16 protein-coding genes, 1 rRNA gene and 1 pseudogene are annotated in these 18,481 nt (G+C 51.0%); 15 read left to right on the top strand and 3 right to left on the bottom strand.

From position 1 onward, the window contains the following. The first annotated feature begins 137 nt into the window (after nt 1-137). The 5 genes and pseudogenes from AC0LWT_RS27770 to AC0LWT_RS27750 all read left to right on the top strand — a co-directional run bounded on the left by AC0LWT_RS27770 (nt 138) and on the right by AC0LWT_RS27750 (nt 4,943). On the top strand, nt 138-920 hold the full coding sequence (locus AC0LWT_RS27770; RefSeq protein ID WP_474684537.1) for a nucleotidyltransferase domain-containing protein: 783 nt from the start codon (nt 138-140) through the stop codon (nt 918-920). 10 nt (nt 921-930) lie between these two features. After that, on the top strand, nt 931-2,508 hold the full coding sequence (locus AC0LWT_RS27765) for a limonene hydroxylase (RefSeq protein ID WP_474684536.1): 1,578 nt from the start codon (nt 931-933) through the stop codon (nt 2,506-2,508). A 38-nt stretch (nt 2,509-2,546) separates the two neighbouring features. Beyond that, on the top strand, nt 2,547-3,773 hold the full coding sequence (locus tag AC0LWT_RS27760; protein WP_474684535.1) for an RtcB family protein: 1,227 nt from the start codon (nt 2,547-2,549) through the stop codon (nt 3,771-3,773). Between the two features lie 34 nt (nt 3,774-3,807). Beyond that, a pseudogene (locus AC0LWT_RS27755) lies at nt 3,808-3,906 on the top strand (hypothetical protein); the annotation flags it as partial. 92 nt (nt 3,907-3,998) lie between these two features. Beyond that, nucleotides 3,999-4,943, top strand: coding sequence for a hypothetical protein (locus AC0LWT_RS27750; protein WP_474684534.1), 945 nt, complete (start codon nt 3,999-4,001; stop codon nt 4,941-4,943). Nucleotides 4,944-5,122: 179 nt separating this feature from the next. Here AC0LWT_RS27750 and AC0LWT_RS27745 read toward each other — a convergent pair whose 3' ends face one another. From AC0LWT_RS27745 to AC0LWT_RS27735, 3 genes are all read right to left on the bottom strand, one after another. Further along, entirely contained in the window at nt 5,123-5,983 is an 861-nt protein-coding gene (locus AC0LWT_RS27745; protein WP_474684533.1) for a stalk domain-containing protein, read from the bottom strand. A gap of 355 nt (nt 5,984-6,338) precedes the next feature. Then, entirely contained in the window at nt 6,339-7,928 is a 1,590-nt protein-coding gene (locus AC0LWT_RS27740; protein WP_474684532.1) for an acyl CoA:acetate/3-ketoacid CoA transferase, read from the bottom strand. A 2-nt stretch (nt 7,929-7,930) separates the two neighbouring features. Continuing rightward, a complete protein-coding gene (locus AC0LWT_RS27735; RefSeq protein ID WP_474684531.1) occupies nt 7,931-8,746 on the bottom strand; it encodes an enoyl-CoA hydratase/isomerase family protein in 816 nt (271 codons plus the stop codon). A gap of 157 nt (nt 8,747-8,903) precedes the next feature. Between AC0LWT_RS27735 and AC0LWT_RS27730 the strand changes: the two genes are divergently transcribed. The 10 genes from AC0LWT_RS27730 to AC0LWT_RS27685 all read left to right on the top strand — a co-directional run. Next, a complete protein-coding gene (locus AC0LWT_RS27730) occupies nt 8,904-9,941 on the top strand; it encodes a LacI family DNA-binding transcriptional regulator (protein WP_474684530.1) in 1,038 nt (345 codons plus the stop codon). A gap of 204 nt (nt 9,942-10,145) precedes the next feature. Then, nucleotides 10,146-10,955, top strand: a complete 810-nt coding sequence (locus AC0LWT_RS27725; RefSeq protein WP_474684529.1) for a transporter substrate-binding domain-containing protein — start codon at nt 10,146-10,148, stop codon at nt 10,953-10,955. Nucleotides 10,956-10,957: 2 nt separating this feature from the next. Beyond that, the gene (locus AC0LWT_RS27720; protein WP_474684528.1) at nt 10,958-11,626 is read left to right on the top strand and encodes an amino acid ABC transporter permease; all 669 of its coding nucleotides are present in this window, start codon (nt 10,958-10,960) and stop codon (nt 11,624-11,626) included. A gap of 10 nt (nt 11,627-11,636) precedes the next feature. Next, nucleotides 11,637-12,392 carry an amino acid ABC transporter ATP-binding protein gene (locus AC0LWT_RS27715; RefSeq protein ID WP_474684527.1) on the top strand — a complete coding sequence of 252 codons (756 nt, stop codon included), beginning with the start codon at nt 11,637-11,639 and terminating at the stop codon, nt 12,390-12,392. Further along, nucleotides 12,379-13,593 (top strand): MalY/PatB family protein, encoded by a 1,215-nt coding sequence (locus tag AC0LWT_RS27710; protein ID WP_474684526.1) that lies wholly within the window; start codon nt 12,379-12,381, stop codon nt 13,591-13,593. Before AC0LWT_RS27715 ends, AC0LWT_RS27710 begins: the two co-directional genes overlap by 14 nt. 625 nt (nt 13,594-14,218) lie before the next feature. After that, nucleotides 14,219-14,359, top strand: a complete 141-nt coding sequence (locus tag AC0LWT_RS27705) for a hypothetical protein (protein ID WP_474684525.1) — start codon at nt 14,219-14,221, stop codon at nt 14,357-14,359. A 129-nt stretch (nt 14,360-14,488) separates the two neighbouring features. Further along, nucleotides 14,489-15,121 (top strand): hypothetical protein, encoded by a 633-nt coding sequence (locus AC0LWT_RS27700; RefSeq protein ID WP_474684524.1) that lies wholly within the window; start codon nt 14,489-14,491, stop codon nt 15,119-15,121. A gap of 316 nt (nt 15,122-15,437) precedes the next feature. Next, nucleotides 15,438-17,528: a stalk domain-containing protein gene (locus AC0LWT_RS27695; RefSeq protein ID WP_474684523.1), complete on the top strand. Its 2,091-nt coding sequence runs from the start codon at nt 15,438-15,440 to the stop codon at nt 17,526-17,528. Nucleotides 17,529-17,779: 251 nt separating this feature from the next. Next, entirely contained in the window at nt 17,780-18,196 is a 417-nt protein-coding gene (locus AC0LWT_RS27690) for a hypothetical protein (RefSeq protein ID WP_474684522.1), read from the top strand. 178 nt (nt 18,197-18,374) lie between these two features. Then, nucleotides 18,375-18,481, top strand: a 16S ribosomal RNA gene (locus AC0LWT_RS27685); the annotation flags it as partial.

The raw sequence follows: 18,481 nt of genomic DNA, 5'->3' as shown, positions 1-18,481 counted from the left end.
TGGGGCGAAATGGAAATCTTTCTGCCGTCGTAATACTTTTGCCATGTTCGATTGTACGAAAATCGGCGAAGATAGTTCAGGAGGCCGGCACCGAACGGTGAAAGCCCGGATAAAACGGATAAGGGAGGGTGCACCGTATGCCTGAGTATCGGAGGCAAATTGTGGAACAGTTGAAGCGGATCGAAAGGGAAGAAAACGTCCGGATTTTATACGCTTGCGAGTCAGGCAGCCGGGCATGGGGGTTCCCGTCGCAGGATAGCGACTATGACGTAAGATTTTTATATATCAGGCCGGTGGAATGGTATTTGTCCATTTTCGAGAAGCGGGACGTCATCGAGAGGCCGATCAGCGATATGCTCGATGTAAACGGTTGGGACCTGAAAAAAGCTTTGAATCTGTTTCGCAAATCGAACCCGCCGCTGCTGGAGTGGCTGCAATCCCCGATCGTCTATATGGAGCACAGCTCGGTCGCCGAGCAAATCCGGGGCATCTCTCCGCTGACTTTTTCGCCAAAATCCTGCATGCATCATTATCTGCATATGGCGAAAGGGAACTTTCGGGAATATTTGCAGGGCGAGCAGGTCAAAATCAAAAAATATTTTTACGTGCTGCGCCCGGTTCTGGCATGCGAATGGATGGAAAAGCACAACACGATGCCGCCCACCCGGTTCCAAACGCTGGTTGACGATTTGGTGCCCGAAGGCAGCGAGCTAAGGGCGGTGATCCTGGATTTGCTGGCTCGTAAAATAGCGGGCGACGAATTGGACTATGAGCCAAGAATCCATCCGATCAATGAATTTTTGGAGGAAAGAATAGCTTATTACGAACGGGCCGCATCCGGCATGCCTGCTTCTGCCGGCGATCAGGATCATCGGCTGGACGAATTGTTCCGGGCGGTATTAAAGGAAATATGGGATTAAGGTGATGAATATGTTAATCTTTTTTAATAAAGCGAAGGAAGCGCCTTGGGCGGATAAGATCTCTATCTACGCTTACATTCAAGCGCAAGTCTGCGAACATGGGCAGGTTGTCGGCGGTTCTTTGCCTGACGACGAGCAATTTTGGGCAGGGGGCCAACTTCGCTGGGCAGCCGGCGCTTTGGATGGGGCGATGGGGCATCACTCCGTTCCAAGCAGCAAGACCCAAGAGGTGCAAGAACTGGTTCATTTGCTGGCCAAACAGACCCGAAAGCCTGGGCATAGCGGGCGAAAGGCTGTTTATTCCAAGCTCATCGGTGCGGATATAGGAAGTATGATCGACGATGTGTTGGACGGGGTGCGCAAGCATCCGGGCGTCCGGCCCGATGAACTGTATATAGAGGCCAAATGGCTGGCGGAAAACGCGGCACACCGCAATCCGGTCAAGCTTGGCATCGCACTGCTCGGTCTTTTTGCAATTGAACAGGAGAAGGAGCTGCTTCTCACTCTCGGCAAGCATGACGAATTTACCCTTTATGCTGCAGTCGCTATTCGAAACGGGATGGAGGACAGCAACAACGTTCTTTTTGATCTGGCGAAAAGCGTTAACGGCTGGGGGAAAATTCAGATCGTCGAGAGGCTGGAGCCGAGCACCCGGGAGATTCGGGACTGGTTAGTGCGCAAAGGCTGTCAGAATAGCGTGATGAACGAATATTTAGCTTGCATTTGTGCCCGCAACGGGAACTTGCGCGAAGCTCTCTCATCGAGCACGGTAGATCGCGATTTATTTGAAGGCGCGACTGATATCATTCAAGCGCTGATATACGGAGGCCCGGCTGAAAACATCGATGATTATGATGACGCGCCGCAGGCGATGTCCGATTATTTGAGGTTGGCCGGAACCATGTGCGGCACCTTGAAGCAGTTGTCGGCGGTTTTGAGTATTCTTGAATTTTTGACGGAAGCCGATTCTGCGTGGGAGCGGCGAAGAGCAAACGGTCGGACAGAGCAGTTGAGAAGCGAGCAGGCGGAGGCTTGCCGAACGATTATCGCTCAGGCCAGATGGAGCGGCATGGTTCTGGATGCGGTCGCATCCGGCGATTCTTTCGGCCGTCACTATGGCGTGATTTGCGCTGCGAAACTGGGCATCGATATATGGGAGCTGCTCTTCTCGCAGCTTGCGGACAATCCGATTCAGGATGCGCACTATTTGGAGCTGATGAAATCGGAAAATCCGGATAGAATCCGCCGGCTCGTTCAGTTCGCCGAAATCCGGCTGCCGCTGCGGCAAATCGCCACAGGCCCCGAAGATGAAATGGGATTTGGCAAGGAGTATGCGGCGCATTCGTGCCTCGACAGCATTTTGCAAAGTTTGGACAGGCATGCCGGGTTCGGAAGAGAATTGATTGCTGCAGGTTTGAACAGTCCGGTGACCCGTAACCGGAATATGGCGCTTAAAGCGTTGGAAGCCTGGGAGCTTGCTTCATGGGGAAATGAGCTTGTCGAGGCGCTGATGCGACTGGCGGAAATCGAACCGAACGAGTCGGTGCGGGAACGTATTCAAAAGCTGCGGGAAGCAAGAAACATATAAGCTGGAGCTGCAGTCATTTATTATAGGAGTTGAGTTTTATGGCATATCAAAATATAGACGGCGTACTTGTCTGGGGGAAACCCGACGAAGGTGCGCTAGACCAAGCCAAAACGTGCGCAAAGACCGGGAATGTCGTCCAAGCGCTGCTTATGGCCGATCATCACAAAGGATACAGCCAGCCGATCGGCGGTGTCGTCGTGTATGACGGGCAGATTTCCCCTTCCGGCGTAGGGTACGATATCGCATGCGGGAACAAAGCGGTGAGGACGAAGCTGACTGTGGAAGATGTGCTGCCCAGGCTGGCAGCCGTCATGGACGAAATAGCGCGCAAAATCTCGTTCGGCATAGGCCGCGTCAATAATGAAAAGGTCGATCACGACCTGTTCGATGACCCGGACTGGGCGGTTTACGCGGCGGTCGGGAAGCAGGAGCACGACAAGCTGAAAACTCTGGCCCGGAGCCAGCTCGGCACCGTCGGCAGCGGTAACCATTTTGTCGACTTGTTCGTAGAACCGGAAACGGGCCGGGTTTGGATCGGCAACCATTTTGGCAGCCGCGGCTTCGGGCATAAAACGGCCAGCGGTTTCATCAACCTGGCGGCCGGCAGAGGATTTTTGGACAGCGCCCCCGGCGAAAAGATGGATCAGCCTCCCGTGCTGCTCGATTTAAGCAGCGAACTCGGCGATATGTATTACCGCGCGATGAAGCTCGCCGGGCGGTACGCATATGCCGGACGCGATTATGTCATTCAAGAAGTGCTGTCGATGCTGGGGACGGAAGCGGATTTTGAAGTCCACAATCATCATAATTTTGCCTGGAAAGAGACGCATAACGGGAAGGAAGCGGTTGTGGTCCGCAAGGGAGCGACGCCGTCCGCGCCGGGGCAGCTTGGCTTTATCGGCGGGAGCATGGGGGACATCTCTGTGATCGTAAAAGGCAAGGATACTGCGGAGAACCGCGATGCTTACTACAGCACCGTTCATGGAGCGGGCCGCATTATGAGCCGGACGCAAGCGGCTGGCAAAATGAACTGGAGAACCCGCGCCCGCAGCGGCGGACAAATCTCCACGGCGCAAATGCTGGATGCCGTTCGCAGCTTTGGCGTCGAGCTCCGCGGCGCCGGTACGGACGAGAGCCCGTTTGTGTACAGGAAGCTCCAAGAAGTGCTGGATGCTCATGCCGAAACAATCGAGGTTATGCACGTTCTGAAGCCGATCGGCGTCTGCATGGCGGGAGCGGATGAATTTGATCCGTATAAGGATTAAAACAGAACGGTCGACTTTCAAAGGAAAGGCACAAATGGCTATTAAGTCCAGCAATCCGCAGTTTTCTTTTCTCATTAAGAAAAACCCGAATTCCGGCATGAAGCTTCGCACCATTCGCAAAGGAATCGCTTATGCGGATATAGTTTTACCCAATATAGTGCGAAAATTATGTCGAATTATGAAACCCAAAATGAGATCGTAATTGGCGACAGAGGATGGATAATAATGGATAATAAACAAAAAATAGTTCAATACTATAAGTACGAATTGACTGCACGAAAGCTGATATTTAATCCAAGCTGGCGCGAAGTGATGATGGTCATAGTAGGGCTGCTTATCTTATTGGGTTTAAATATTGCAAGTAATTTCTATCATTTATCTGTTTGGCTTGTCAGTATTAATTTTATCGGGGCGATGTTATTTTTATCAGGGCTGGCTTTACTCGGACTCAAAGATAAATCCCAATTCAGGTATATTCGAATTCCTATGCTTGCATTTTCTAGTGGGGGTGGAATCATGGTGTCAGCTGCCATGTTACAGAGCCTGGATAAAACTCAAAACGCCAATTTTGCCTTCATTATGCTAGCTGGTCTAGTGATTCTAATTACAAGCATGATTTGGGGAGAAATACGGAAAAAACGCTATGGGATCGAATCTTATAATTTTTTTGAATGGCTGCAGGATCTACGCTATCATAACTTGATGGAATTTCTAATTAAAGAAAATATCGATATATCTGAAGAAATTGATATTATAGCTGAAGAAGTGGAAGTGGACAATACACGCGCACAATGGAAGCTTTCTTATCCACTATCTCTTTTTGGATTGTTGTCCTTTTCAATCCTCGATAACTATAACCAGTTCCGCAATAACTGGGAACTGCAGAAACATCAAGCAGATATTCAATTATCAAGTGGATTTTGGATAGCTATTGATCTTGCCAAAGTTGCAGCCCTTGTTCTTGTCGTGACTCTCTTAGTAGGATATACGTTTCGGTGGATATTATTTAAAGGGCATTCCCATACAGAGGGTTTGCGTATTCTTCTGAAACGAATCTCGTATCATTTGCGAAGACAGGAGAGAATTATAGCAGTTAATGAAGAGCAACGGATCTCAATCCGAGAGAAGGTATTGGAAGCACGTACTCACAAACGCGGAGTATATCGTTGATAAGACCTGTTTAAGTTGGTAGAGCCTACCCTGATACTTTTGCAGGTATCGAAAAAATGTTTGGTATTAAGTGGTGGCTGGCTTTTATAATTACCAAGCCATAGCCTGTAAGGGGAACGGCCCATTACATGGCGTTCCCCTTGGGCAGGTGGCCTATTTTCGATTTTGTCCTGCCATGGTTACAATGCTACACGCATAGATCCCAGTTTATACACCGTTTCATCATGAAAAGGTTTTTGGAAGTCCAAGGAAATAAACGGGTGACTATATGCAGAAAATCCGGAAACTTTTAAATTAAATTGAAAAACACCGATATTATCCAGCTTCTCGTTATAAAAAATTTCTAAATCCGATATTGAGGAATTTTGAATTTCACTGGCCCATTTAGCGATGGTGTCAGCATCATTGGCATCTCGGAGTGCTTTGATATCTTTGACCATCTTTTCTTTGTAATTGTGAGAATCAGTAATTCCGTTATCTTTATCGTACCAAACCGTTTTGTTATAGAAACTTTCCAGCTCGGATGTATCCCCCGATTTCAACGCCGCAGCATACTTTTTGAGCAGATCCAACGCGAGAGGTTTCATCGCACCAACAGTAGCGTCTGCAGAATAATCGGCAGGCAATTTGGTCGTATAATTTCCGGATTGAGTACTAGTGTTGGAACTTGCACCGGATGAACTTTTCCCCGACGAAGAAGTATTGTCTTTAGTCGGCTCCCCGGAGGCCGGAGGCACGTATCCGTTTGTTGATACATGAACGGTTTTCGTCGCTTCGTCATAGGACACTTTACCGCCCATCGCTTCCGCAAGACCTTTGGCGGATACATAGCTGTGCCCGTCATAAACCAATGGGTACATAGTCCCGTCTTCACTTGACTGGTCGATTTGTTTGCCGTTCACCTTAACTTGCAGATTAGCATTTTGATAAGCTGTAACTTGCTTCAAAGCGGAATCGGCATATGCGCCTGCTGCAATGCCCAAAGTCAATGTTGCTCCTATCATGCTTACCAAGACTTTCTTCGTTAAAACTACTTTCATCTTTCAACTCTCCCCGTAAAACGTATTATGCATCGTACTCTGTTGGCAGAACCCTGATCATGGTTCTAGAGTTGCATTAAAATCGTATTCTACATATTACAATAAATACCTGCATCATTCGACATCCAAATTGTGTGCCATGTAGTCCCAGGCGCTTCATACCTGCAAATCTATATACCAATCCACCCGGAGAAAGGGGCTATTCTTAGCGGCAAAAACATAAGCGCCAGCCGCCGCCGCAAAATGGATGCCTGCCGCGCAGGCGGCCATAAAATCGTTGTAAAGCTACGCAGGGGAGATCAAAACAAAACAAAAACACCCTGGGAATCAGGGTGTTTTTCCAAATGATCTATCGTTATGCGGTGCCCCAATCGGCTTTCAGATGCATAAGCGAAGGCGCGAACAGCCTGGCGTCCATCTGCTTGAGATCGGGGGAAATGAGCGGTTTAAATGCCAGATGGGACAAAATGTCGCGTTCCAGCTCGATTCCGGGCGCAATTTCGCAGAGCATGAGACCTTGCGGGGTCAGCCTGAAAACGGCGCGCTCCGTAATATACACAACCTCTTTGCCGATTTTTGCGGCTTCGGAGCCGTTAAAAGATATATCCGATAATTGCGGTACGATTTTACGGAACCGGCCTTCCTGATCGATGTTCAGCTTGCCGTCAACCATGGAAGTTTTGAGCCCTCCGGCCGTAAAGGTGCCGCTGAAAACGACTTTTTTGGAATTTTGCGCGATATCGATAAAACCGCCTACGCCCATGATTTTGCCGTTAAACTTATGAACGTTCACGTTGCCCGCCTGGTCGATTTCGGCAAAGCTCAGGAAACTTGTATCGAGTCCGCCGCCATCGTAAAAGTCGAATTGGTAGGGCTGGTCGATAACCGCCCGGGGACTGATCGTCGCGCCGAAAATAATGCCTTTGGCCGGCGTTCCGCCGATCGGGCCGAGCTCTACGGTAAAGGTCAGCTGATCGCTGATTCCTTCCTCCGCGGCAACGAAACCGACGCCGTCCGAAATGCCGACGCCCAGATTGGCCACATCGCCTGGAGATGCTTCCATCAGGGCGCGCCGGGCAATCACTTTTCGCTCGGTGAGCGGAAGCGGCTTGATGTCGTCCGGCACGGCGATAAGATCGCCGCTCATAAAGCGGTTGGAGGCCGTTTCGTACGTTTGCTGCTGATCGGGGACGACCACGACGGCGTCAACGAGAAAGCCCGGGATTTTTATGGATTTGGGGTGAATCGAGCGGGCTTGCACCATTCGCTGCACCTGCACGATGACGATTCCGCCGCTGTTTTTGGTAGCTTGCGCGATGCTCAGCACATCGAGGAACGCAGGTTCGTCCTCCATGCTGATGTAGCCGTCGGTGTCCGAAGTCGTCCCCCGGATGATGGCGACATTCGGGCGAATGGACGGGTAGAACAGCCATTCCTTGCCGTCAAGCTCCATCAGGCGGACCAAATCCTCGGTAGTCCGCTCGTTCAGCTTGCCGCCCTGCTGGCGGGGATCGACGAAAGATCCGAGCCCGACATGGGACAAAATGCCCGGATGCCCGGCAGCGGTAGCGCGAAACAACTGCGCAATGACGCCTTGCGGAAAGCAATAAGCCTCGATTTGGTTGGACTCGGCCAGTTCGGACATCCGCGGTGACTGTCCCCAGTGCCCGCCGATGGCTCTGGCGCACAGGCCTGGAATGGCCAGCGGACTCATCCCGCGGTCGGCCCGGTCTCCGAGTCCGGTCGTATGCAGGAACGTCAGGCCGCTCGGCTTTTGCTCCTGGCGATAGCGGTTGGCCAGCGCTTCGATGATATGGGTGGGGTCGACGATTCCGCCTCCGGCCCCGCTGATGGCAACGGTCGCCCCGTCGGGAATAAGCTGAACCGCTTCTTCCGGGCTAAGCACTGGAACGGGGCCCGTTCTTTTGTGAGAGATTGCGTTCACGGCTAGTTATTCTCCTTCGTGGAAGTTATTGGCGGCGGCCCTTCAAAGCGGGGAGGCCGCTTTTCAAAAAAAGCTTGCATGCCTTCCCGAAAATCCGCGCTTTCAGATACGATCTGGGAAATATCCATTTGCAGCTGGTCCATCCATGGCTGGCTGGGGCTGAAAATGCCGCTGACCGCCGCTTTGACGGCCCGGGTCGCTGTGGCGGATTTGGCGGCGATCTCTTCCGCCCATGCCAGGGCGAGCTCGTAAGCCGTTCCTTCCTGCGCAATCGCATTGACGACGCCGAGCTCCAGAGCTTCCTGCGCCGTCATTTGCTTCGCGAACAGCATGAGCTCCAGCGCTCTGCCCGCCCCGATCAGGCGGGTTAACCGGTAGGCGCTCCCGCTGCCGGGAAAAGAGCCGATGTTGACTTCGGGCAGGCTGAGCACGATATGCGGCGCTGCGACGCGCATGTCGCAGCTGAGCGCCCAGTCGAAGCCCCCGCCGTAAGCGGAGCCGTCCAAAGCCGCTATCGTCGGGATAGGGAGCATGGAGAGACGGGTGCGCAGCCGGATTTCCGCTTCCATTTTGGCGCTGACGTAAGTGCCTGCATTCAGATGCTCGCCGATTTCTTTCATATCCGATCCCGCCGAAAATACTTTGCCTGCGGCGCATAGGATGACGACGCGCAGCTCCCGGTCGGCTTCGATATTCGCAAAAATTTCCTCCAAATAATGAAGGCCGCCGTTCGTTCCCAAATTCAGAGGAGGGTTGTCGAAGCGGATAATGCCTACATAACCTTCTTTTCTGAATTCAATACTTGGTTTATTGTTCATTATGAACCACCTTACTGGATCGATCTAGTTTAGGTTATATTATAAATACAGCCAAACAATCGTGTCAACAATAACGTGGACGGGCAAATGATTCAATGAAAACATTTTCAAAATACACAGTAATGTACTATACTTTTTAGACGGAGGTGTGCGAACAGTGGGGGAGGATTTTCAAAAGCGTATTACACTTGAAGATGTAGCCAGGGATGCCGGCGTGTCTCGTTCTACTGCATCTCTGGTCATCCGGGGCAGTAGCACAATCCCCGACAAAACGAAGAAAAAAGTATACGCATCGATGAACAAGCTCGGCTATGTATACGATCGGGTTGCCGCCAGTTTTCGTTCAAGACGTTCTTCTACGGTAGGCGTAATCATCACAAACATCGGAAACCCGTTTTTCTCGGAGCTGCTGGCGAGCGTCGAGGACAACTTGGACGAGAAGGGCTACACGATGCTGCTGGGAATGACGGTCGAATCGGAAAGCAAGCAGCAGCGCGTGCTGGAAACGATGCTGGAGCATCGGGTGTGTGGGATTATTATGGCGCCGGTAGCCGACACTTCGATGGACATATTTACGCGGCTGGAGAAATTGAAGGTGCCCTGCGTGCTGATTGGCCGGGAAATTACCGGCGCGCCTGCCGACTACATCGGCACCGATTTCAGGCTGGGAACGAAGCAGGCGGTTCGCCATTTGGCGGACCAGGGACACCGCAGAATCGCATTTATCGGAGGGGTGCCGAACACTTCGGCCTACGAAGAGCGGCTGGAAGGCTATCTCGACGCACTCGCGGAATGCGGCATTCAGTTTGAACAATCGCTCGTTGTTCCGAGCATTCCAACGAGGGAGGGCGGCATGACCGCCGTTATTGAAATGATGCGGGGCGACAGGCCGCCGACAGCCGCCTTGTGCCATAACGATATCGTCGCATTGGGGGCGATAGCGGGGCTGCAGTCGATCGGGCTCGCCGCTGGAAAAGACTTGGCTCTGGTCGGCTTTGACGACATCAAGGAGGCCGCGACCTCCAATCCCGGGCTCACATCCGTTGCGATCGGATTGGAGCAATGGGGAGTGGAAGCCGCCGAGCTGCTGCACCAAAGATTAGCGGGAGAAGGGGAACATGATGCGGTGCGCATCATCGTGCCGCCGCGGCTTGTCGTCCGCGATTCTTCCACAAATTTCATGGGTGCGCATTGAGGAATGCGCCCTATGAAATTATGTTGTTGACTTTAAAATTTGAACTTGCTATTATCAATTCCAATAAAACTAATAGGAAATGATATTTCAGCTTTTGGATGAAGGGGGAATCGGCATCCAGGAGGGCATCATGAGCCCGGAAACAGCTCGAAAATTTTTTTCGCTTTTAGTAGATCGATCTATGGGACGAAGGGTGATGAAGAGATGTTGAAGTCAAAAAGGGGAATACTTGTAGTTTGCACGGCCATGCTGTTACTGCTTAGCGCCTGCGGAAAACCGGCGGATTCCGGAAATGCCGCCGGCAAAACGGAAGAGAAGGAACTGCGGGTCGGCACCTACGGGGTGAGCATCGGCTTTTCTATCAAAAACAGTTCCAACGTGCTGGAAGGATATGATATCGCTGTGACGGAAGCTATTGCCAAAAAGCTCGGTTATACCAAAGTAACGTGGACGACGGCAGACATGACCGGTTTGTTCGGCATGCTGGATTCCGGCAAAATCGACACGATCGCCAACCAGGTGGAAGCGAATGCCAAACGCAAGGACAAATATTCGTTCTCGCAAACGTATATCTACTCCGGTGCCCAGCTTATAGTCCGCAAGGAAGACAATTCCATCCAGTCGCTCAAAGACCTGAAAGGCAAAAAAATCGGCGTCAATGTCGGAACGAGCAAAGAAACGTACCTGAGAGAGAACGATCCGAACAAAGAGCTGAACATCGTTACCTATGAAGACCCGAGCGCGATTATGAAAGACGTTGCTCTCGGCCGCCTCGACGCCTATATTATGGACCGCGCCGGCGCGCAGCTTTTGATTGATAATTCCGGGCTGCCGCTCAAGCTTGCCGGAGACCCTGTATACACGTACGAGGAAGCGTTCCCTTTCCCGAAAAACGACAAAGGCAATACGCAGAAGGAAGCGTTTAACAAGGCGTTGGACGAGTTGGCCAAGGACGGAACATTAAGCGAAATATCCAATAAATGGTTGAAGCAAGATATCAGTAAGGCGCACTGACGATGAGTTTCGATCTTGAATTTCTGTTCAAGGCCGTCCCGGAGCTGCTGAAGTATTTGCCCATGACGCTGCTGCTGGCCATTGCATCGATGCTTTTTGCATCGATCCTCGGCTTGGTGCTGGCAGTCATCATTAGAAATAACGTTAAAGTTTTGACGCCGCTGGCCAATATTTACATTTCCTTTTTCCGATCGGTTCCTACGCTGGTTACGCTGTTTATTTTTTATTTCGGTATCCCGCAAATTTTTCCCGAAATCAGCATTATTAATGCGGTCACGGCGACCATTATTGCGTTGAGCTTTAAAAATGCCGCGAGTTTGGCCGAGGAATTCAGAGGAGCGATGAACTCGGTCGATCCGGGCCAGATGGAGGCCTGCCTGTCGGTCGGAATGACCCGCTGGCAGGGGCTGCGCAGAGTTGTGCTGCCGCAAACGATCAGAATCGCCGTTCCGGGGATGAGCAACTATTTGATCATGCTGATCAAGGAATCGTCCCTGGCCTTTACGGTAGGCGTCTCCGATATTTTCGCGCAAACGAAAATTATGGCCAGCAATTCCTTCAGATTCCTTGAAAGCTATATCGCTGTCGCGCTTATTTATTGGGGAGTTACGATTTTGCTGACGATGCTGCAGGGCAGACTGGAGAAAGTGCTGGACAGACCTTATCGATAGGAGTTCGGTTATGCTAAAAATTAACGGATTAAGCAAAAGCTTTGGCGAGCTGCCGGTGCTGAAAAATATCGATCTTGAGATCGCTCAAGGAGAAGTCGTGGCCATCATCGGACCTTCGGGCTCGGGCAAATCGACTTTGCTGCGCTGCCTGAATTTGCTGGAAACGCCGGAGAAGGGCGTTATTCAAATCGATCAAATCGCCGTCGATTGCGGCCGTATTAAGAAGTCGGACGCCTCGGCTTTGCGGCAGAAGTCGGCGATGGTTTTTCAGCACTATAATTTGTTCAAAAACAAAACCGCGCTGCAAAATGTGACGGAGTCTCTCCTTATCGTCAAAAAAATGAGCCGGCCGGAGGCCGAAGCGATCGGCAGGCAGCTGCTGGAACGCGTCGGCCTCGGGCACAAAGCCGACAGCTATCCGTCGACGTTGTCCGGCGGCCAGCAGCAGCGCGTCGCGATCGCCAGAGCTTTGGCGGTCAAGCCTTCCGTCATGCTGCTGGACGAGCCGACCTCGGCGCTGGACCCCGAACTGGTCGGCGAAGTGCTGCAGGCCATCCGGTCGATTGTCGATCACAAGACTACGCTGATCATCGTCACTCATGAAATGGCTTTTGCCAGAGACATCGCGGACAGGATCATTTTCATGTCGGACGGATTGATTGTGGAAGAGGGAGACCCGCAAAGCCTGTTCGGACAGCCGAAGCAGGAACGGACGCGCAAGTTTTTGGCGTCGGTGCAGCGGGGGGAGAAGGATGGAAGGGGATAGAACCGTGCAGCTTGAGCACAATTTCGACGAGCGGATCGACCGCAGGGGCACCGATTCTCAAATGTACGCTCTATACCCGGACGACGTGCTGCCTATGCATTTGGCGGAAACGGATTTTCGAACGGCCCGGCCGATTACAGAAGCGCTTGCGGCGAGGGCTCTGCAAGGCTCGTTCGGCTACGTGGCCGAGAGCGGCAGCTTTCAGGACGCGGTCAAGCATTGGATGGAGAGCCGGTTCTCCTGGCTTATACAGCAGGAATGGGTCGAGTATGCGCCTTCCGTAGGCACATCGCTGCTTTACGCGATTCAAACGTTTACCCATCCAGGCGACAGAGTGGTCATCCAGACGCCTGTCTATCATAATTTTCACAGCTTGATCGAGAACAGCGGCAGGGTGAAGGCGGTCAATCAGCTGCAATTGAAGCAGGGCAGGTATGAGATCGACTTCGACGATTTGGAAAAACAGCTCAGCCATCCGCGAGCGAAGCTGATGCTTCTGTGCCATCCCCACAACCCCGTCGGGAGAGTGTGGACCCGGGAGGAACTGGAGCGGATCGCGGACTTGTGCGTCCGGCATCACGTCTTCGTCGTCTCGGACGAAGTTCATTCCGATCTGGTATATGCGTCTTACAAGCATATTCCGCTGCCGGCCATTTCCGGGCAAATTGCGGACAACTGCCTCGTATGCATCAATCCGAGCAAAACCTTCAATCTTGCAGGGCTGCGTGCGGCGGCGGTTATTATACCTAACGAGCGGGTGCGTGAAGCGTACCGCATCAGTCTGATCAACAACAAGGCGTTGGATCGGCCCGTTTTTGGCGTGCTGGGGCTTGAGACGGCTTATCGCCAAGGCGGATATTACGTCGACCAATTGGTTCCCTATATTGAAGGCAACGTAAAGCTGCTGTCTTCGTACTTGGCGGAACGCATCCCCCAGCTTGAGCTGATCAAGCCGGAAGCTACGTATTTGATGTGGCTGGACGCGAGGAAGTTGAACGTGCCGACGGGGGAGCTGGTTGCCTTTTTCGAACGCGAAGCGAAAGTCGGATTGCGGGACGGAGCCGTATTCGGCGCTGGCGAAGGCTTTTTGCGCATGAACATCGCTTTTCCGAAAGCAGTGCTTGAAGGTGCCCTGGCCAACATCGAACGGGCAGTGGCACGTATGGCTGCGGCGGGAGGAAGCGCGGAATCATCTGTATGAGCAAGAGCCGGGCGGAGCCGCGCAGTTTGGCGGCTTAAACCCCGCGAAAACCCTCATGACAGCCGCGGGCGCTAGTAGACCCCACTGAATGGAAAAAATCGGGTCTACAGCGTGTGTTGGGCAGTCGGAGGGGGGCTCATTTTCAGTGTTGTCATGTAGGGTGCGACCAGCTCTTGGGGTCTGGCGGGCGGAGTTGCATTTGTGCATCCCCACTGAATCATGGCTGCAAATATGCCGCTCACGTTGCATAACATCCGCCATATCGCATACACATACCTTCTGCTGAGTTTATCTGGCAGACTCATGGCCCAAGCCAACCCGAAAAGCCTGCAAAAGTGCAGGCTTTTTCTCTGTTTGCGGCCCGTTTTGGCAAAAAGCCTGCGATTGTGCAGGAATTTTCGCTGAAAATGGGTCTGAGCCCCAGTTCGCCGCAAAAAGCCTGCACAATTGCAGGAATTTTTCGTGGCCAGCGTATCAACGAGCAAAAACCTGCACTTTTGCAGGCTTTTTGCTCGTTGCTATGCAGATGCGCCGGCCCTAGGGGGGGAGTTCACATTTGAAGGCTTTTTGCTCATTGCTATGCAGTTGCGCTGGCTCAAGGGGTAGGTGAGTTCACGATCACAGCGTGAAGCACACGGTTTGGTATGCCGACTCCGTCACTTTATCCCAGTGGATCGATATTTCGCGGCGTGCAGGCTACCACAAAATTGCGCTGTGGCGGCTTGGCGATCTCGGGCAGGCAACGCTGCAAGTTTTGAATCGCTGAGCCGATAGGGTATGCTGCCGAAATATTAACCACATTAAAAAAATTCTCGTTCAACGGCACTGTTTTGTGGTACGATTTGAGTAGCATTTTGAATGGAAATTATATAGGAGAGGGCCTTGGAGCGCCGGTATGAACTTTTTAGCCTATCACTTGCAGATCGACAAGCAAAATGTAACAGTGTTGGAACCTCTTCAAACGCCGAGCCAGCTGTGGTTCGGAGAACCGGTCATCGACTCGCGCAGCCTGCTTGCCAATGGCGAAGGGTTCGCTTTTATGAGAGACTTGTTTTTGATTGCAGCTCAAACTAAAGAGCCTCATGTGATGTTCTATGTGCCGGGGCCGCGGTTTAATGAAAGAACGCCTGCAAGGACTGCCGATGAGATTAAAGGCTCGTATCGTGTCGGCGAGTTCGATCTTGAGCTTGTTTTATTCGATTCCCGCCACCTGCGCATCCGGCCAAAAGAAATCAGGAAAGCCATCGATTCCCTCGGATCTGTGGAAAAAGCCGGCATGAGCATACAACCGGAGCCAGCGCAGTTTGACCAGGAGAAGCCCTATAAAACGCTTCATACCGAGACCTATGCGAAAACGATGATCGTTGACGCGGATTGCGAAGCCTTGTTGCACTTGGCTCATTTGTCGGAAAGGTTCGTCAGCATCGAAGATGACGCCGCGCACAATTTGCGCATTCATGCTCATGCCGGCAGCGCCGGTTCGTCGGAATGCGGCGGTTTGAATTTTTTCTATTATTTTCAGCCATAGGAATTACCGTTTGCCTAAAAAGTGCATGTGCCTGGATGAATACCTCGCGCATGCGCTTTTATTTGTTGAAGAGCTGCTGTTGAGCCGCCGGCAGAGAGGTTTCAGGGCGATAGTGCGGGTTTTCTTGTAAAGTATAATTTACATCCGGCGAGTCCGTATCTATAATTAACATGGTTAACTTCATTTATCCAGGTTCCATATTTGTTCCTTTGCGTTTTATCAGCGAGGCTCTGGGCGCGCGCAGGTAGAGTGGGATGGTACGAACCGCACGATACATACAACGACAAATTCATTAAAGTGAAGAGGTGAGCGTTCATTGAAAATTCGGGTATTATGCATGGCCGTTTGCTTTTTGGCGGCGCCGGTCTTCTCGGCCTTGCCGGCATCGGCGGAACAGACTGCAGTCAAGATTGAGGACCCAGTGCTGGAAAAAGCGATCCGGGAGGAGCTTAAGCTTGACGCCGATCAAGTACTTGACTTTTCCGAGATGCGGAAGTTGACCTCCTTGTATCCGCAAGGGGAGGAGAAAATTAAAAGCCTGAAAGGCCTGGAAATGGCCTACAATTTGAAGGAATTGTTTTTGCCCGGCCAGGAAATTTCGGACGTCAGTCCGCTTAGGGAGCTGTACCAGCTTGACTTTGTAGCTTTAGAGCGGAATAAGATTGAAAATGTTTGCTCCCTTGCGGGCTTAGGCAACCTGGAAAAGCTTTTAATCAGCGGCAATCATATCAAAGATGTCAGCTGCCTCTACCGATTAACCTCGTTAACGGACCTGCTGGCAGATAGTAATCAAATCGAGGATATTTCGGCTTTGTCCAAATTGCCGATTAAATGGCTCAATATCGCGGACAATCCTGTCACAGATATATCGGCCGCGGCGTCCATGAATTCGCTCCGCAATCTTTATGTAGACGAAGAGAAGCTGAGTGGGAAATCCCGTTCGTTGATTCAACTGTTCAAACAGTCGGGGATCTCCGTGAACGGGAAATTTTCCGAGGCAGGCAGTAACCCGGGAATTGCCGTTATGGTCAATGGGGATAGGGTTTTGTTTGAGCGCGCGCCGGTCGTTGAGGATGGAACGACTCTTGTGCAGTTTCGTCCGCTTTTTGAAAAGCTTGGTTTTACCGTGCATTGGAATGAAGAAACGCAAACCGTTCAGGCAGAAAAAGAAAGCATACGAATTTCCTTGCAGGTCAATCATAAGGAAGCTGCTGCAAACGGCAAAACAACAGAGCTTGAGGTTGCCTCGAAACGTATGGACGGCAGCGTTTTTGTGCCTATTCGTTTTGTAGGGGAATCGTCCGGCTATGGGGTTACTTGGGCAAGCAGGACGAACACCATCCATCTTATGCCCGAGAGAAGCGTAGTCGGCCGGGACGGAAGCGCTCAAATAACGGTAAGCGGCAAATGGCTCGACCAGAAGGCGCCTTTCGAGGGCGCTCAGGCTTATTTGGCTAACGGCGGCAACCGAATTATGCTGGCGTCCGATTTCCCGGAAACGTCATCCATAAAAACGCTTCAACAATATGAGGATGCGATAAAAGATTCTTTATCCTACCTGAATGCGGATTTCAGCACTGATAAAATGTTGAATGCCAACGGAAAAGAGACCGTTCAATTCTCCTATTCCTATGCGACGAGCGAAGGTCTTACATTGAACGTTGTTCAGACTTTGATAAAAGGCCAATACGCCTTCTATCGAATCGTGCTGGTGTCGGGAGACTCTGATCATTCCGAGGCTGAAAAAGAATACCAGCACATTATCCAAACATTCCGGGAGCTAAAGCCGGCGTTCGAGCAGAGACAAGAGAAATTCGGTTCTTTCACTCCGCAAGAACGTTTGCTTGATGCGGCTCACTATTATAGGGAAGCTGGATTTTTTCAAAAGGATAAGGATCTTACAGGCCAGCAGTTCGATGATAAATTTCTGAAATTGTATAAAGGTTTCGTCAGCGATGACTGGAATCCGTTTGATTTCAAGGCGTATGATGCCGAATTTGCGGATCTCTACGTTCTTATGCAGGACAAGGATCGCGTATGGTTAGAGGATACGGAGGCAGATGTTGCAAAAGGCAGCGATAGCTACGTGCGGACGCTGCGGCAATGGAGTGAAATCTCCCGCGGCGCCTTTCAGCCCACAAATATCGTGGAGTCTTGGGATTCCGAAGAGGGGCCGCTGACAGTCAGTTTTACGTTGGCCGGAAAGAAGCGGACGATACATCCCTTGTTTCTGAACGATTTTATCGATACGAGTGTGCTTGTCGAAATAAATAACATGATCAGCGATACGGGGTACCAATATGCTTCGGTTCAAATCGATCAGGGAGTTTTCGTTACCGTGCTAACGGCCGCGGAGAAAAGCAAGCTGGAGAAGCAACGGTTTATAAATTTTGATATTTTAAACTAAAGTAGAGGGAATGAAAGAGCGCCTTTTGCAAAAAAAGGCCTCAGGTTGTTGAAAAATCCCCACGCCGGAGCCGATAGCCACAATCCGCCCGGCGGTGCGGCACGAAGAAAACCTGCAAAAATACATGAATTTGCGTCCTTGATACGCTGGACATGAAGAATTCCTGCAATTGTGCAGTTTTTTCGTTATGTACGTGGATTCAGGCTTATTTTCGCTGAAAATTCCGGCACTTTCGCAGGCTTTTCGCCAAAATGAACCTCACCGCAGGAAAGACCTGTACTTTCGCAAGTTTTTTCCTTCCTGGTTTGCCGACCGCCCATTCGTTAAATCGCGTGGGGCGCAGTCCGCCGGGCATATTCCGTCCAATCGTATATTTGCGCGAGCTTATAAGCGAAACAAAAAAATCGTTTAAAGCGATTCATAAAATAGGCAAAATTTTGAATTTGCATAATTATAACGATGTGTGCTATATTATAACTCCTGCCCCAAACGGACAGGCATTGCAAGCACTTATGAAGTTCTACACAAGGTCTGAATATGTTGATTTTCTTCATGGATGGATCGAAAAAGAATTTTTAAAAAAGTACTTGCAAAAGAAATTTAGACATGGTATATTACTACTCGCTGCTCCGGTAACACGGCAGCAAACGAAAGAAATTGTTCTTTGAAAACTGAACAACGAGTGAAGAAGCAAGGTTGAGCAATCAACCAAAACAAGAGATTGCAAAATCTCGTCAGCTTTGAAATTGAGCTATTCAGCTTTCAATAAAGGTAACACCCATCTAGTATGGGGCCCCCGAAAAGTAATCGGAATTCTCTACGGAGGTTCGCTTCACTTTTTGGGGTACTTTGGAGAGTTTGATCCTGGCTCAGGACGAACGCTGGCGGCGTGCCTAATACATGCAAGTCGAGCGGTCCCTTCGGGGATAGCGGCGGACGGGTGAGTAACACGT

The organism is Paenibacillus sp. sgz302164, from assembly GCF_056120505.1.
Note: the sequence above shows the minus strand (reverse complement) of the source record. Positions and strands in the feature narration are given on the sequence as shown.